The sequence below is a fragment of the Roseibium sp. AWQ4_254 genome (assembly GCF_056161025.1).
The window spans coordinates 1-15,816 of record NZ_JBSWYH010000024.1; the positions used below are offsets into that span (position 1 = coordinate 1).

At 58.8% G+C, this 15,816-nt stretch carries 15 protein-coding genes; 10 read left to right on the forward strand and 5 right to left on the reverse strand.

All coding sequences use genetic code 11. The features are described 5' to 3' along the window. Positions 1 to 412: 412 nt before the first annotated feature. The 4 genes from ACXAIC_RS17865 to ACXAIC_RS17880 all read right to left on the reverse strand — a co-directional run bounded on the left by ACXAIC_RS17865 (position 413) and on the right by ACXAIC_RS17880 (position 5,741). The gene (locus ACXAIC_RS17865) at positions 413 to 1,243 is read right to left on the reverse strand and encodes a hypothetical protein (protein WP_475183146.1); all 831 of its coding nucleotides are present in this window, start codon (positions 1,241 to 1,243) and stop codon (positions 413 to 415) included. 282 nt (positions 1,244 to 1,525) lie between these two features. After that, positions 1,526 to 2,350 carry an MBL fold metallo-hydrolase gene (locus ACXAIC_RS17870; RefSeq protein WP_475183149.1) on the reverse strand — a complete coding sequence of 275 codons (825 nt, stop codon included), beginning with the start codon at positions 2,348 to 2,350 and terminating at the stop codon, positions 1,526 to 1,528. A gap of 252 nt (positions 2,351 to 2,602) precedes the next feature. Continuing rightward, positions 2,603 to 3,061 (reverse strand): Crp/Fnr family transcriptional regulator, encoded by a 459-nt coding sequence (locus ACXAIC_RS17875; protein ID WP_475183152.1) that lies wholly within the window; start codon positions 3,059 to 3,061, stop codon positions 2,603 to 2,605. Positions 3,062 to 3,158: 97 nt separating this feature from the next. Beyond that, complete coding sequence (locus ACXAIC_RS17880) at positions 3,159 to 5,741, reverse strand: ATP-binding cassette domain-containing protein (RefSeq protein WP_475183157.1); 2,583 nt, start codon at positions 5,739 to 5,741, stop codon at positions 3,159 to 3,161. Between the two features lie 403 nt (positions 5,742 to 6,144). Here ACXAIC_RS17880 and ACXAIC_RS17885 point away from each other — a divergent pair, with 403 nt between their 5' ends. The 6 genes from ACXAIC_RS17885 to ACXAIC_RS17910 all read left to right on the forward strand — a co-directional run bounded on the left by ACXAIC_RS17885 (position 6,145) and on the right by ACXAIC_RS17910 (position 12,688). Further along, entirely contained in the window at positions 6,145 to 7,365 is a 1,221-nt protein-coding gene (locus ACXAIC_RS17885) for a glycosyltransferase family protein (RefSeq protein ID WP_475183162.1), read from the forward strand. A gap of 33 nt (positions 7,366 to 7,398) precedes the next feature. Further along, on the forward strand, positions 7,399 to 8,655 hold the full coding sequence (locus ACXAIC_RS17890) for a glycosyltransferase family 4 protein (protein ID WP_475183167.1): 1,257 nt from the start codon (positions 7,399 to 7,401) through the stop codon (positions 8,653 to 8,655). Positions 8,656 to 8,743: 88 nt separating this feature from the next. Further along, positions 8,744 to 9,877, forward strand: a complete 1,134-nt coding sequence (locus ACXAIC_RS17895; RefSeq protein ID WP_475183172.1) for a glycosyltransferase family 4 protein — start codon at positions 8,744 to 8,746, stop codon at positions 9,875 to 9,877. A 5-nt stretch (positions 9,878 to 9,882) separates the two neighbouring features. Then, positions 9,883 to 11,061 (forward strand): glycosyltransferase family protein, encoded by a 1,179-nt coding sequence (locus ACXAIC_RS17900; protein WP_475183175.1) that lies wholly within the window; start codon positions 9,883 to 9,885, stop codon positions 11,059 to 11,061. Between the two features lie 23 nt (positions 11,062 to 11,084). Next, positions 11,085 to 11,885, forward strand: a complete 801-nt coding sequence (locus ACXAIC_RS17905; protein ID WP_475183178.1) for a methyltransferase domain-containing protein — start codon at positions 11,085 to 11,087, stop codon at positions 11,883 to 11,885. Between the two features lie 20 nt (positions 11,886 to 11,905). Continuing rightward, the gene (locus ACXAIC_RS17910) at positions 11,906 to 12,688 is read left to right on the forward strand and encodes a polysaccharide deacetylase family protein (protein ID WP_475183182.1); all 783 of its coding nucleotides are present in this window, start codon (positions 11,906 to 11,908) and stop codon (positions 12,686 to 12,688) included. 166 nt (positions 12,689 to 12,854) lie between these two features. Here the strand turns inward: ACXAIC_RS17910 and ACXAIC_RS17915 are convergent, their stop codons facing one another. Continuing rightward, positions 12,855 to 13,352: a peptide-methionine (S)-S-oxide reductase gene (locus tag ACXAIC_RS17915; RefSeq protein WP_475183187.1), complete on the reverse strand. Its 498-nt coding sequence runs from the start codon at positions 13,350 to 13,352 to the stop codon at positions 12,855 to 12,857. Between the two features lie 210 nt (positions 13,353 to 13,562). Here ACXAIC_RS17915 and nthA point away from each other — a divergent pair, with 210 nt between their 5' ends. The 4 genes from nthA to ACXAIC_RS17935 are packed head-to-tail and all read left to right on the forward strand — an operon-like array spanning position 13,563 to position 15,658. Next, positions 13,563 to 14,189, forward strand: a complete 627-nt coding sequence (nthA, locus tag ACXAIC_RS17920; RefSeq protein ID WP_475183191.1) for a nitrile hydratase subunit alpha — start codon at positions 13,563 to 13,565, stop codon at positions 14,187 to 14,189. Then, on the forward strand, positions 14,186 to 14,845 hold the full coding sequence (gene nthB, locus ACXAIC_RS17925; RefSeq protein WP_475183194.1) for a nitrile hydratase subunit beta: 660 nt from the start codon (positions 14,186 to 14,188) through the stop codon (positions 14,843 to 14,845). Before nthA ends, nthB begins: the two co-directional genes overlap by 4 nt. Next, on the forward strand, positions 14,832 to 15,209 hold the full coding sequence (locus tag ACXAIC_RS17930) for a nitrile hydratase accessory protein (RefSeq protein ID WP_475183197.1): 378 nt from the start codon (positions 14,832 to 14,834) through the stop codon (positions 15,207 to 15,209). Before nthB ends, ACXAIC_RS17930 begins: the two co-directional genes overlap by 14 nt. Next, entirely contained in the window at positions 15,206 to 15,658 is a 453-nt protein-coding gene (locus tag ACXAIC_RS17935) for a methyltransferase family protein (protein ID WP_475183203.1), read from the forward strand. The genes ACXAIC_RS17930 and ACXAIC_RS17935 overlap by 4 nt, the downstream gene beginning before the upstream one ends. Positions 15,659 to 15,816 lie beyond the last annotated feature (158 nt).

The following is a 15,816-nucleotide window of genomic DNA, read 5'->3' on the forward strand; positions in this document are numbered from 1 at the left end:
CCGGATCAATCCGATCCGGGGCAAAAACGCGGGCCTCATGGCTGAAAGCCGTCGGGACGCCTCAAAATAGCGGGTTGTTGCGGGTGCCCAGATAATTCTCAGACACCCAATACTTTAAGTTGCTTTCGGCGGCTCTAGATGTTGTGGAGCTGAATGAAAAAATGAAAACTGTCGCTACAAATATTGCCAATCTCTGTTGAATTAAGTGCTTTCGCATCATAGAAATACCTCACCAATACGGAACTTGTTGGATCAAGGTTTGGGTCGCAACCTCCGATTTCGTTACTAACAGCGAAACGCAACCAATTTATGGAATCCGCAAATTTTACATGTGCAAATTACAAATACCACGATTACAGGTAAATGTTATCTTCAGTGATTTCGATCTTTTTACCACCTTGAAAAAATTTCTTTAGTTGTTCCTGCCGCATTGCAGAGCGACTTTTCTGAAAATTTCTTGTTTGAATTTGAGGATCGGGAAGTATTTTTCTTGATTGTTTTTGAAATTATTGTTTTCAACAGCCTCAACGCATTTATCGCGGACTTCCGCCCAGTAAGTCTGAAACGCAGGTAACAAACAGGAAATTGAGTATTTCAACGAGGATTTGTATCCTCCATACGAATACTCAATAAACTTAAAAGTATCTCGATGATCGAGATACTTCTTTATTGAAGGGTATCCATAGAAGGGGTCAGGATGAGACCTGAAATATGGGTATACAAGAAGGTCGTTATCGGCATTAAGGTCCATACCATCGCCAATAGACTGCAAAACTGAGTAAAGTGAAGCTATAGTAAATGTAGCTTTACATGTCGGTTTTCCATCAAAACTCCTGTAAATAAGAACTCCCTCGGTAATTTGCTTTTTAAGTATGCTTTCAGGTGAATTTTTTTTATAGTCCAAGCGGGTATTGTAGTATCGGCAATGTTGTTTCCATTTTTGGTTCTTGATTTTAGGTCCTTCAAATGTCTTCATAAGAGGTCGGTTGTCAAAGCACAAACGAACATCACCATCCGCGTCGTAGTGCCAATCGATACCTCTGAGATCGACAACTGTGGGGTTGCTTTCAACCAAATCCGACGGACGTTTTTCAAAGATGTTGGGCGTTTCTTCAAAATGCTCTGAAACCCAATATGTCAAATCTCTTTCCGCAGCGTCGGAGAATGTTGAGAAAGATGTAATTACCGCTACGAGCGACAAGCAAGAGGCCAACATTGACCTATCTGGGAGTTTGAGCTTCATGGAAATACCTCACCAATTCGGAACTTGTTGGACCAAGGCTTGCGTCGTAATCTCCGATTTGGCTGGTATCAGCGAAACGCAACCAATTTACGGCCATCCGCAATTTTTACATGCGCGAAGTACCAATGCTACATTTAGAGGTATAGGAATTTCAAACTTAGTGTTGGTTTTGATTTTCACTGAGAATTGGACCCTCTTTGTGTATGATGCGGCGCGTATGCCGCCGTCAAAGCAGATCCGGTCAAATCGTGCAGACTTATCGCACGAGGCTCTAGCCCGCCCTTAAGGCGTCAGGATCATGCCTTCGCTGGCGATCAGGGTGCCCGGATAGGCGTTCTGGGCGGCAAGGCCGATCTCGTCGAGTTCGTCGTCCGAGCGGCGCGGATCGTGGTGGAAGAGAACCGGGGTTTTCACCTGCCCGGCCCGGGCCAGCTGCAGCGCCTTTTGCCAGGTCGAATGGCCCCAGCCCTTGAAGGTTGGGTATTCCTCGTCGGTGAACATGGCATCATAGATCATGATGTCCGCGCCCTTGACGAATTCCGGCAAGGCTGCGTCGATGTCCGGCTCGCCATGTTCATGGTCGGTGATGATGCAGATCGACTTCCCTTGAAAATCGAAGCGGTACCCGCACGCTCCGCCCGGATGATTCAGCTTCGTCGTCCGGATGCGCAGGTCATCCTGGCGGGGAATGTCGTCTCCGGCCGAAAACCGCTTGAAGTCGACCGCTTTCAGGGTCTTGGCGGCGACCGGAAAAATCGGCGGCGACATGATCCGGCTGACAATGTCGATAAGCTGGGTGCCGTCCTGAAAATGGCCTGCCCAGGCGGTTACCTTGAAATTGGGGTCATAGGCGGGCTTGAAAAACGGCAGACCGCAAATGTGGTCAAGATGGGTGTGGGTAAAGAGCAGATCGAATTCGCGCGTCTTGCCGTTGCACAGCTCCATGCCGAAATTGCGCGCGCCCGATCCGCAATCCACCAGAACAAGGGCGTCTCCCGCCCGGATTTCGAAACAGGCCGTCTCCCCCCCATAGCGCAGCGTACTGGCCCCCGGTGCGGGTGTGGAGCCTCTGGCACCCCAGCAGCGGAGAAAGAAGTCATCTGCCACGGTTGTCTCCCAAGGCGATGTGACCATGCTGCCGGTATGGTCCGGATCGATCTGGCCGGGACAAAGACATGGCTAGAAACCGGGCCCGGGCAGCGGGACGTTGCATGCCGGAGCCTGCCGCCCGACGGGACATGGGACGCTGCAGCGGCCCGAAACACTCCGGCGGCATATCACAGACACGCCGCGCGATTCCTTTCCCGTCATATCCCGTTTTATGTCTCACAAACCACGTCTCCAGGTCGTTCCCTTGGCCTAACCGCCGGCATTCTCACGTCTTGCGTCAGCCAGATCCCGGGTCGTCCGCTCCAGGCGCAGCGCAAGTGTCCGCATAACCTCTAGCGATATATCAGGAAATTCTTTCAAGAGTTTCAAGAAGTCGTCTTTTGAGACCGTCAGCACATCCATGTCGCTGGCTGCGACCAGGGTCGCCGTGCGGGGCACGTCGCACAGGATGGCGATTTCCCCAAGGATGGAATTCTCCCCCACCTGGGCGACCTTCTTCTCGCCTTCGGGCGTGTCGACCAGAACATCGGCTGCCCCTGCCAGAATGATGAATGCACAATCGCCCTCCTCCCCCTGGGAGCACATGCGCTCATTCAGGCGGTACTCGGTCCGCTCGCTGATAAAGGCAAGCAGGCGCAGCTTTGTCTCGTCGATCCCGTGAAACAACGGAACTTTTCGAAGGGCTTCGACTTCAGTTTCAAGCGTCATACTCTGCTCCCGGCCTCATCTTCTTCTGGCATATATCCCTCTTGGCATGCAATCGCGTTCGTAAGATCTTACGCCTTTTAAGAACACTTGCACTTATCTACGCATTCTCTGAAATCCGTCCCTGATCCAAGGTGTAGCGCCGGTCGAATTCGGCGGCGATTTCTACATTTGAAGTTCCATACAGGAAGGTTTTCCCGGACAGGACCTGCCGCAGGGCATTGCGCAGCGCCTTGTCGTCTTCGGTCAGGCCGGTTGCAATGTCATCCAATATGGTGATTTTCGCGTTTTTCAAAAGGCCGCGGACAAGCGCAATCCGCCGTCTTTGACCGGCTGACAGGCGCGATCCGGCCACCCCGACATGATAGCCGAACCCGGCATGAATCACCGGCCGGCGCAGGCCCGTCTCTTCCACGATGGTGCGGATCACCTCGTCTATGCGGCGGCGGGCATCCCGGCGGTCAACGCGGGCCCGGCCGAAGAGAAGATTGTCCTCAATGGTCAGCGGCGGCAGATAAACATCCGGGTTGAAGGTCACGAACCTGTCACTGGGGGCTACGACCCCGTCCAGGAACCGCTTGCGGGCCGCAATGATCTCGTCCCGCAATTCGTCGGTCATGACCCCGAGGCGGTGCCGGGCGGGCACCAGCTTGAAGGCCAGCCCCATGAGCCGGGACCGGTCCGCATCGGTCAAACCGGGTTTCTGCTGACCGGATTTCGCGATCCGAACAATGCGCTCGAATTCCGGCAGTTCATCCTGGTTGATAAAGGAATAGGTTCCCAGAAGACCGCTGTCACCGGAGACGTTGGCAAACAGTTCCAGCATGGTCTCGGCAATCTTCTGCCCCACCTGCTGCAGCTTCTTGTCAAAACCGGTCTCGGCCAGGAAGGTTTTGACCTCCTCCAGATCCGGCACCTGATCCATGGTGATCTCCGGATCGGACGGCACGGCAAAGAACAGGTTCTCCGCAAGGCTGGCGCTGGCATTGAAGCGGTCCGGGCTCCACAATTCCACAAGACCGGCAAGCTTCGGGGTTTCGGCGATCCGGCCAGCCAGGGTCTTGCGGACAGACAGGATCTTTTCCGCAAATTCATCATTCATCGACGGGTCAAGCCGGGATTGCAGCCCGAGCCGGTAGATATCGTTGTCGAGACCAACTGTTTCCAGCAGTTCAAGGGCCTTTTCCTGAAGCTCCGCATCGCTGTCCACCCCGGCTGCAGACAGGTCGTTCCAGTCTGCGGCCATATCGTAGATGGGGTTCTTGGTCAGGCTCGCCTCGCTGACCCGGCGCTTGTAGAGTTTTTCCTCCTCCGCATCCCGTTCGGGCGGCACAAGCGGCCGGTGCCGCAGGCCATAAAGCAGATTGTCCTGGATGGTGCCGGTCCACACATGCACTGCCCCCCCCACATAGGCGATCTCCCGGCCCAAAGTGGCGTCAGTGAGCTTGTCCAGATCATGAGAGCCGATCTCAACCTTGCCGGAAGAGGCCGACACCAGCCCGGCGGCCAATTGCAGCACTTCGGACCGGCCAGAACCGTCCGGCCCGGCAATCGCACAGGCCGTTCCGGCAGGGACTTCAAGCGACACATCCAGGACTTCCTGGCCTGCCGCGCCGCCGGAAAAGCTCACCCGGTCGAATCTCACATCGCCATCCAGCCGGACGCTTTCATCGGAGGTCAGCCGTTCCGTGCCGTGAATGTCTGACGGATCGAAATTCTCCACCACAGTCTGGTACTTGACGCTCACATCCGCTGTCATCTGATAGAAGGACAGGAGCAGCTTCCAAGGTCCGGCCAGATCCTTATAGGCTGCAATGACCGCCAGCAGCGCGCCGATGCTCAAGTTGCCCTCAATCACCAGATACCCGCCGATCAGATAGAAGAAGAACGGCGTCAGCTGGTTCATGAAATTGTTCAGGAACTTGATAAGGAATTTCCGGTTGAAGATCTCGTAGCGGATCTTGAAATTCTCATAAAGCCGGTCGGAAATATCCGCCGAATGCCAGGCCGCCGCGTCATTGGCATGAATTTCAGCCACCCCGGTGATGCTCTCGCCCACCTTGTCCGCGATGACGCGCACATTCTTCACCCGCTTGCGCGACAGCAGCACAACCCGCTTTTGCAGCATAGGAATGACATAACCCTGGATCGGGTAGGAGCTGACTGCAGCCAGCCCCAGAAGCGGGTCCTGCATGAAAATGAAGCCCAGCTGCACAACCAGCATGCCGCCCTGATAGGCCGGAAGCGCAAACGCCTCGCCGATATAGCCGCCGACATCCTCCACTTCTGAGGTGATCATTGGAATGATTTCGCCAGAGCTCACTTTCCGGAAATGCGGCAGGCGGAAGCGGAGCACCCGCTGGAACAGTTCAAAGCGCAAGCGGCGCAGCATGCGCTCACCCAAACGGCCCTTATAGACATTGAGATAGAATTTCAGGCCGTTGGAAACGACCACAAGGCCGAGAAACGTGCAGCACAACAGCACCAGATAGGGAACCTGATCGAAATCGGCCCCCAGAATGCTGCGCGGAAAATTGTCGCCCTGCACGGCATCGTTGACGATCAGCTTTGGCAGTTCGAGCAGGAAATACACCACCGGATAGGTGAGCACCGTGACCATGAGAATGAAGATCTGCTGACGGGCACTGTATTTCCAAATAAAGCGAAACAGGCTTTTTTCCATAAACTCATCCAAACGTCACGAAACAGACGTGCTTTTGCAATTGATTTCAGCTTGTATCAAAGGCCGTTGACGATGACCATGACCTTGTTTGCCGGGTCAAAGGCCCGCCCCCGCCGGACGCGGCGCATGCGGGCGCCCGCTCACAGGACCAAAGGCGGCACGGGGCCCAGACATCCGCAGAGCGCCCGGACCTTTTAGAACCGGCATCAACACATACCTCAGCAAAATAGGCTTTTTCGATCCTAGCTCCCTCAGGCACCAGTGTGCCAGCCCGGTTGATGGTTTGCCACGACGGCATTTCTGCACTTGTTGGATGGACTTCGTTTGCATACACATCAGGGCGTGACAAGTGCCCGGCAATTGAGACATAAGCTCATTGGGGAAGTTTTTGTTCAGGTCCAGTATGAGTTCCAAGACGCCGAAAATACTGATCTACAGTCATGACTCGTTCGGGCTGGGCCATCTGCGGCGCTGCCGCGCCATTGCCCATGCCCTGGTCGGCGACTTCGACACCCTGTCTGTCCTGATCCTGTCCGGCTCGCCGATCATCGGCAGTTTCGAATTCCGCTCCCGCGTTGATTTTGTGCGCATTCCCGGCGTGATCAAGCTGCGCAACGGCGAATACACCCCGCTTTCGCTGCACATCAACATCGACCAGACCCTGGCCATCCGCTCCTCGATCATCGAGCACACAGCCAAAGTATTCGAGCCTGACATTTTTATCGTGGACAAGGAGCCGCTCGGCCTGCGCGGCGAAGTGCTGGGAACGCTGGAAGCGCTCAAGCAGACAGATACACGGCTGGTGCTTGGTCTGCGCGATGTCATGGATGACCCGGATGTCCTGCGCGAAGAATGGGACCGCAAGAATGTCTATCCCGCGCTCAAGGATCTTTATGACGAGATCTGGGTCTACGGACCAAAGGACATTTGCGATCCGCTGGAAGGCGTTGACGTTCCTGACTGCGTGACGGCCAAGCTACGCTATACCGGCTATCTCCGGCGGGACCTGCCGGAGCGCGCCCAGGATCACCCCGTCCCCTCTCCCTTTGGTGAAGAGCCCTATATTCTCGTGACCCCCGGCGGCGGCGGCGACGGGGTGGAAATGGTCGACTGGGTGATGCGCGCCTACGAGACCCGCCAGCGTCCGCTGTTTCCGGCCCTGATCGTGCTGGGGCCATTCATGCCTGCTGCCGCAGCGGCCCAGTTCAGCGAGCGGGCCGAACATCTGCGCGATGTGGAGATCATCCGGTTCACGCCCCAGATCGAGCCCTATCTGGCCAGTGCCACCGCCATTGTCGGCATGGGCGGCTACAACACTTTCTGCGAGATCCTGTCCTTCGACAAACCGACCCTGATGGTGCCGCGTGTGATCCCGCGCCGTGAACAGGCGATCCGGGCCGAGCGGGCGGAAAGAAGCGGCCTGCTGAAGGTACTGCCGATCGACCGTTATCCCGACTCAGACCTCATGTCCGCCGCCCTCTCCGACCTTCCGTCCCTCTCCTCTCCCTCCTCAGCCGGGGTCGACAATCTGCTCGACGGGCTTGATGTGATTTCCAACCGGGTGGGAGACATTTTCGAGCGTTCAGCGCCCAAAGACACTGACGCCAAGCTGGTCAATTTCTGACCTCCCCTCCCGAACGACAAGAAGACCCGGTCCATGTCCCGTATCGCCGTTGTGGTCAAAGGTTATCCGCGCCTGTCCGAAACCTTTATCGCCCAGGAAATGCTGGGGCTGGAAAGACGCGGTATCGACATCCTGATCGTAGCCCTGCGCAAGCCCTATGACCCTTACATTCATGATCTGCACCGGCAGATCTCGGCAGAGGTTCTCTACCTGCCCGAATATGTGAAGGACGATCCGGCCCGGGTTGCGGCAGCTAAACGATGGGCGCAAAAGCAACCCACCTATGGCGCGGCCAAAGCGCTGTTTGACGCCGACTACCGGCGGCAGCCAAACGCAGACCGGCAGCGGCGCTGGGCACAGGGCTGCGTCTTTGCCCATGAGCTGCCGGAAGACATCACCTGGATCTACACCCATTACCTGCACACGCCCTGTTCGGCGGCCCGCTACGCAGCGCACCTGTCCGGGCGCAACTGGTCCTTTTCCGCCCATGCCAAAGACATCTGGACCAGCCCGGACTGGGACCTGAAGACCAAGATCGCCGATGCGGCCTGGGGGGTCACCTGCACCAAGGTCAATGTGGATCACTTAAAACGCCTTTCGGACGATCCGGACAAAGTGGAGCTGCTTTATCATGGGCTGGATTTTTCCAGCTTTCCGGAGCCGGACGGCACCGTCTCCCCCCGTGACGGCAAAACCACACCGGTGCAGCTGGTCTCAGTCGGCCGGGCGGTGGAAAAAAAGGGATATGACGACCTTATGGCCGCCCTTGCCCAACTGCCTGAAGACCTTGCCTGGCACTTTACCCATATTGGTGGCGGAGAGCTGTCCGAAACGCTCAAGGCCATGGCGAACGGCCTCGGCCTGTCCGACAGAATTACCTGGCGCGGCGCCCAGCCGCGAGAAGAGGTGATCGCGGCCTGCCGGAACGCAGATCTCTTCGTCCTGCCCTCCAAACTTGCCCGCACGGGCGACCGGGACGGCCTGCCGAACGTGCTGATGGAAGCCCAATCCATGGGGCTGTGCTGCCTGTCCACCAAAGTTTCCGCAATCCCTGAACTGATCCTGGATGACGAAACCGGATGCCTTGTGGAGCCTGGCGCGCCGGTGCAGCTGGCGGCCGCTCTTGCGAAGCTGATCAGGGATCCGCAAAAGCGCCATCTTCTGGGTCTGGCAGCGGCAAAACGGGTGCGCAGCGCGTTTTCGACCGATCCGGGGCTTGACCGGCTGGCGGAGAAGTTTCGTAAGGTGCTGAGACGCTCACGGCCCAAACCGCCCGCCCGGACCGCCTGAACGGACCGCCTCCCGGACAGACTGTCCGGACCGCATGCCTGAAAAGCGTATATAAACAGCGTGTCTGGCCACCCTTCAGGGACCGCTTATGAAAATCGCCTTCACCGCTCCAATGAAGCCTTTGGACCATCCGGTTCCCTCCGGAGACAGGACCATGGGACGGCTGATCGTCAGGGCCCTTGAAAGCCTCGGGCATGAGGTGCGCATTGCCAGCCGGTTCCGGTCTTGGCGCAAGGACCCCGTGGACCTAAACAGCGGCCTTTTGCATCGGGAGGCCCTGTCGGAAGCGGAGCGGATTGCCGATCACTGGACCCGGGAGGGCTACCGGCCGGATCTGTTTCTGACCTATCACCTCTACCACAAGGCGCCTGACTGGATCGGCCCGGCACTTGCCGAGCGGTTCGGCCTTCCTTACGCGATTGTCGAGGCAAGCCGGGCGCCAAAACGTCAGACCGGCTCCTGGGCGGCCGGGTTCGCCGCCGCAGACGCCGCCCTGAAGCGGGCGGATGCAGTTGCAGCAATCCACAGCGCCGATCTTGACTGCCTGCGCCCGGTCGTGGCCGAAGACCGTCTTCAAGTCGTCCTGCCCTTTCTGGACGCCAGCCCGTTTCAGGCCGCAGGACTGACGGCCCGCTCGTCAGTGCACACGCCGTTCAGGCTGCTCACAGTGGGCATGATGCGCGAGGGGGACAAAACCGGCTCCTATGAGGTTCTGGCAAGCGCCCTCAAAATGCTCACAGACAGGCCCTGGCATCTGACCCTTGTCGGTGACGGTCCTTGCCGGGACCATATCCTGTCCCTTTTTCCGCAAGATCGGATCACTTTTTTAGGGGCCCTGCCGCCGGAGGATCTGCCAGCCCAGTACGCGGCCCATGATCTTCTGGTCTGGCCAGCAATCCGGGAAGCGTTCGGTCTTGTCTTTCTGGAGGCGCAGGCGGCGGGAACGGCCGTCCTGGCAGGCGCCACATTCGGCGTTCCCGATATTGTGCGCCATGGGGACACGGGGCTGTTGTCACCGGAAGGCGATGTGGAGGCCTTCGCGGCCAATCTGCGCCGTATTCTTGACCACCCGGACATGGCCATGACGATGGGCCGGGCGGCGGCCGCCCATATCGGTGCCCGGCACACACTGGCGGCCGGAGCGGCCCGGCTGGAGGCCCTGCTCCAGCGCGCCAGCCGCAACCGCACCGCAGCGTCGAACTCAGGCACACAAGGAGCGTGAGCACCATGCAATTCAAGGCCTTTATCCATGTGCAGCACCTTCTGGGCACTGGCCATGTGGTCCGGGCAGCGGCCATCGGCAAGGCGCTTGCCCAAAAAGGGATCGCCGTCACACTTGCCAGCGGCAACAAAATCCCGCCCACGCTTGACACGGGCACGCTACAGGTGGTTGCGCTCCCGCCGTGCAAAAGCCCGGATGCACGTTTCAAGCGGCTTGTCACCCTTGAGGGCCAGGATATTGACGAAGCTTGGAAAAAGGCACGTGTTCACGCATCGATTCAAGCCTTCGAAGCCGAGGACTTCGATCTGCTGCTGACAGAGACCTATCCCTTTGGCCGCCGCCAGCTGGATTTCGAGCTGACACCGCTTTTGGAGCGGGCAAAGGCAAAACCCCGCCCGCCGGTGATTGCCACCTCTATCCGTGACATTCTGGTGCGCAAGAAGGAGCTCTGGAAAGAAGAATGGATGGCCGGTCAGGCCCTGAGGTTCTATGACCGGGTGCTGGTTCATTCCGATCCAGATTTCATCCAGCTTGCCGACAGTTTTCCCTTTGCGGACCGCGTCGCGCCGCTTGTGCGCTATACCGGCTATGCCGATGCAGACCGGCAAGCCCACCCGGAGGGAAAGGATGGCACGGATGAGGTGATCCTGTCCTGCGGTGGCGGCGCGGTGGCAGAGGCTCTGTTATCCGCCGCGCTGGAAGCCCGCTCCCTGTCGCGCCGCGCCGGGGATACAAGATGGCGTCTTCTGATTGGCCATGACGTTTCGGAAGACGCCTTTGCACTCTATCGAAGGAACGCGCCAGACGGGGTTTGGGTCGAGCGGGCCCGCCCGGATTTTCCGGCGCTTTTGAAACGGGCCCGCCTGTCGGTCAGCCAGGCCGGATATAACACGGTGCTGGACATCTTGAGCGCCGGTGTTCCGGCCGTCTTCGTGCCCTTTGCCCAGGCCAATGAAACCGAACAGAGCCAGCGCGCCGAAGCCCTTGCCCGCCATGGCCGCGCCGTCGTGGTCTCTGAGGCGGGCCTCACACCGGAAAAGCTGGCCGCCGCTGTGGACGATGCCCTGCATCTGCCCCGCAAGAGGCACAAAGTCTTGCTGGGCGGGGCGGCCACAAGCGCTGACATTCTGGTAGAAGATCTGAAAGCCCGAGCGGACGGCGGGTCAGCAGGGTTCGCGTCTTAACACTTCTGGAAAGGCAGGGTCCCATGGATTTGCGTCAGTTCAAGACAATGAACGAGGTGCACGAGACCTCCGGCTATATTGCGGCACTGGAGGCGTTTGACGGCATAACACAGCTGCAGGAGTTGAAAGCCCTCGCCCGCCAGCGCACCGGGATAGCGGACGGCCAGGCGGTTCTGGATGTGGGTTGCGGGTTTGGCCTTGAGACCCTGAGGCTGGCCGAACTCACCGGCCCGTCCGGGCGCTTGACGGGGATTGATCTCAGCCCGGACTTCATTCAGGAGGCTCAAAAGCGGGCCAGAAGCGCCGGACAGGATATCCGCTATCAAGTGGGTGATGCCTGCGATCTGCCGTTTGAGGCCAACAGCTTCGACTGTGTCCGCGCTGAGCGGATGCTGATCTATCTGAAGGACTTCACAACAGCCCTCAGGGAAATGCAGCGGGTGCTGAAGCCGGGCGGGCGCCTTGCCTTGATCGAACCGGATTTTTCCACCAACACCATCAACACCGCCGACCGCCCGCTCATGCGCCGGATCATGGATTACGAAGTGTCCCGGGCGGTGGAGCAGGCCTGGTTGCCGGGGCCGCTGCACGAGGCTTTGCAGGATCTCGGGTTCACGGAGATCGCCATCGCGTCACGGGTCCTGATTTTCCCGCAGGATCTGGGCGCAGGCTATTTTTCGGGGCTTGGAGAAAAGGCGCTGCAGGCAGGGCTCGTGTCCGAAGCGGAGCTGAAAGACTGGCAGAACGAAATTGCAAAGCTGCGCAAAAAGGACCATTTGTTTGCCACGATAGGCTATTTTCTGTTCACAGCCACCTGCCCCTGACCCATCCGGATCCGCGTTCCTTGACCCCTGTTTCCAAATCCGCCAATTCCCAGCGCTTCAAAGACGCGCTTCTTCAGCATCTCGACTGGTTCGCCGAGCGGGGCCGCAAGGTCCGGTTCTGGTGGCGGGACGATGACGCCGTCGCTCCAACGCCTGCCCTGGACCGGCTGCTGGCCCTTGCCAACGCTCATCATGTCGATATCGGCCTTGCCGTCATCCCGAAGGACGCCACCGGGGCGCTGGCGGAGCGGCTGGCAGGCGAAGACCATGCGCTCGTGCTGCAACATGGCTGGCAGCACAAGAATTTCCAGATCAAGGCAAAGCGCGAAAAGGCTGCTGAACTTGGTTCCCGGCGCGACCCGCATGAACTGATGGCGCAGCTTCAGGACGGCAAGGCCCGGCTGGAGCACTTGTTCGGCGCGCGTTTCGTGCCTGCCATGGTGCCACCCTGGAACCGGATTGATCCGGAGATTTCACGGCGCCTGCCGGAAATCGGCCTGCCGGGCCTCTCCACCTTCACCTTTCACAATTTCCCGCGCGCGCATCAGCTTCAGTGCCATGTCGATATCTTGAAATGGAAACAGCCGGTGCGTTTCATCGGTTGGGAAAGTGCCCGCCTACGTTTTGACCTGCAGCTCACCCGGCGCCGTAACACGCGCTCAGAGCCGCTTGGCCTGTTGAGCCACCATCTTGCCCATGACGAGGCCAGTTTTGCGTTTCTGGAAGACTTTCTGGCCATCGCGGCCCATCACGAGGGCGCAGACTGGCCCGGCGTGAAAGAGCTGTTCGCACAGGCCGCCTGACCACCGCGAAAGACTTCTAGTGTGGTGAATTTAAAAGACGCCTCATTCTAGCAGTCACCGCCGGAGCGTATTTCAAATTCGAAAACTACACCAAGTTTCGCAGCTTTTCCCCATGGGATAATACCGGCAAGGATGCCAGCAAATCCGCGCGGCAGCTCATGGTTCCCTATTCCGCAGCCTCCGCCGCTGCGCGCAGGGCGCTGGCATAGCGCTGCCGCAACAGGGCCAGTTTCGGGTCGATATAGGTCTTGCAGAAGGGGCGCTCCGGGCCGGAGGCATAATAATTGCGGAAGCGTTCGTCCGACACCCGAAAGGCAGAGAGCGTCAGGATTTTCGTCACCAGCGGCGCCTCAAACCCGTGCTGAAGCGTCCTCAGGATCCGGCTTACCTTCACGCCCGTGCCAGCATCATAGACATAGATGGCCGACCGGTATTTGCTGCGCATCTTGTGCTCCGACGTGCTGGAATGGGTGCGCAGATGGATCTCGATCAGGCGTTCCAGTGGCAGAGCAGCCGGATCGAACGTCACCAGAACCGCCTCCGACCAGCTGTTGTCAGGCCGGTCTGAGCGGATAAAGCCCTGTTCCACATTTGAAATGCCGGACAGCGCCTGAAACACAGCTTCGGTGCACCAATGGCAGCCGCCGCCCAAACCGATTTTCACCTGTGCCTCCAAGATCTGCTGGTTTTCGTCAACTGTGCCAAAGAACCCCGTCTGGCCCAAACGCCTTGGCGGAGATTCCCCCAACGAGATAAAGGCACTGGAAGGCCACCTGCTGCCAGACATACGTAAAACCACCATATGGCTTCTTCTTTTTGTGCCAAGCGATTATCATCTGAAAAAACAGCATAACGCCTTTGCCGGGAGGCCGCTTTGTCCCACGACCACGACCATTCCGAACTCAGCGACATTGACCTGCGCGTGCGCGCCCTGGAAACGCTTCTGACGGAAAAGGGCTATATCGATCCGCCTGCGCTGGACGAGCTGATCGACACCTACGAAACCAAGATCGGTCCCAAGAACGGGGCCAAGGTGGTGGCGGCCGCCTGGGCGGACCCGAATTACCGGGCCCACCTGCTGCAGGACGCCACGGCGGCCATTGCCGATCTCGGCTTTACCGGCCGCCAGGGCGAACACATGGTCGCCGTCGAGAACACGGCGTCCACCCAAAATATGGTCGTGTGCACCTTGTGCTCCTGTTACCCTTGGACCGTGCTCGGCCTGCCGCCGGTCTGGTACAAATCCGCCCCCTACCGGTCCCGGGCCGTCCGCGATCCGCGCGGTGTTCTGGCCGAATTCGGCGTGACCTTGCCGGAAACAACCCAAATCAAGGTGTGGGACTCCACTGCAGAGGTCCGCTATCTCGTGATCCCCCGGCGACCGGAGGGAACCGGGGGCTGGAGCGAAAAGGAGCTGGCCAGGCTGGTGACGCGCAACAGCATGATCGGCACCGGGCTTGCGCTTGATCCGGGCGTGCTGACCGAAGGAAAAGCCCTATGAACGGCGCCCAGGATCTTGGTGGCCAGATGGGCTTCGGACCGATCGAGCTGGAAGACAACGAGCCGAATTTTCATGCCATTTGGGAAGAGCGGGCCTTTGCCCTTACGCTTGCCATGGGCGCCACCGGCTCCTGGTCTTTGGATCGGTCGCGCTTTGCCCGGGAAAGCCTGCCGCCGGCCGTTTATCTGTCCTCCAGCTACTATGAAATCTGGACCCTCGGGTTGGAAAAGCTGCTGGTGCAGGCAGGGCTTGTAACTCAGGAAGAACTGGCGGCCGGACATTCCCTTGACGCGCCCAAACCTGTGAAACGGGTCCTGAAAGCGGATGAGGTTGCCGAGACCCTGTCAAAAGGAGCGCCCGCCGACCGGCCCGTGCGCCAGCCCGCCCGCTACCGGGTCGGGGATGCGGTGCGCACCAGACAGATGCATCCGGAACACCACACCCGCCTGCCCCGCTATGCCCGCCATGTGTCCGGCCGGATCGAGGCCGTGCACGGTGTTCACGTCTTTCCCGATACAAATGCGCAAGGTCTGGGGGAACAACCAGCCTGGCTCTATGGCGTTGCCTTCAAGGGAACGGATGTCTGGGGGCCGGACAGCGATCCCCGTCTCACCTTGCGCCTGGACCTTTGGGAGCCCTATCTTGAGCTTGCCTGACCCCTTTGCCTCCTTGCCCCGCCTGCCGCTGGACCAGGACGGCGGGCCGGTGTTCAGCGCCCCCTGGGAAGCCCGGGTGTTCGCCATGACGCTGAAAGCTCGTGAGGCTGGCTTGTTTACATGGCCGGAATGGACCGAAGCCCTTGGGGCGGAACTGGCCAAGGACGGAGATGGCAGCGGCGGCATACTTGGCTATTACGATCACTGGCTGACGGCCTTTGAAACGCTGCTCAGCGCCAAGGGCGTGGCCGGGTCCGGTCAGCTTGCCCAGCTGAAAGAGGCCTGGGGCGCGGCTGCAAAAGCCACCCCGCATGGGCAGCCGATCGAGCTGAAAGATCCCCCCCGTGGCGGCGAAGCCCCATGAAACTGAAGGTCCCGCCACCATTGGTCTTTGCAGTTGCGGCCGTCCTGACCTGGGTAGTTTCCGCCCTCTTTCCGGATCTGTCGGTCCGGTTTCCGGGACAGATCCCCCTTGCCGGACTTCTGGTCTGTTTGGGATTGCTGCTGGACATTCTGGCCCTCAAGGCCTTCTGGCAGCGCAAAACCACCGTCAATCCAATGGCCCCCGACAAGACCAGCGCCCTGGTGACCGACGGAATTTACAGGCTGAGCCGCAACCCGATGTATCTCGGCCTTGCCTGCCTGCTCCTCGGGGTCTCCCTCTATTTCGGCAGTCTCCTGTCGCTGGTCCTCTTCCCGGCCTTTCTCTGGTATCTGACCGAATTTCAGATCAAGCCGGAGGAAAATCAGTTGCGGCGCATCTTCGGGGCGGCCTATGAGGACTATTGTCAAAACGTGCGCCGGTGGATCTAGTTTGGTGAATTTGATAAACGCCTCATCTTAGCAGGAACCGCCGGATCGGATTTCAAATTCGAAAACCACACTAGAAACATAAACTTGCTCGCCACCTTCTCGAATTCGAAGTTCGTTCGGAGCGCGCCGGTAAATGTAACGAACTTCAGTGTCAGGCA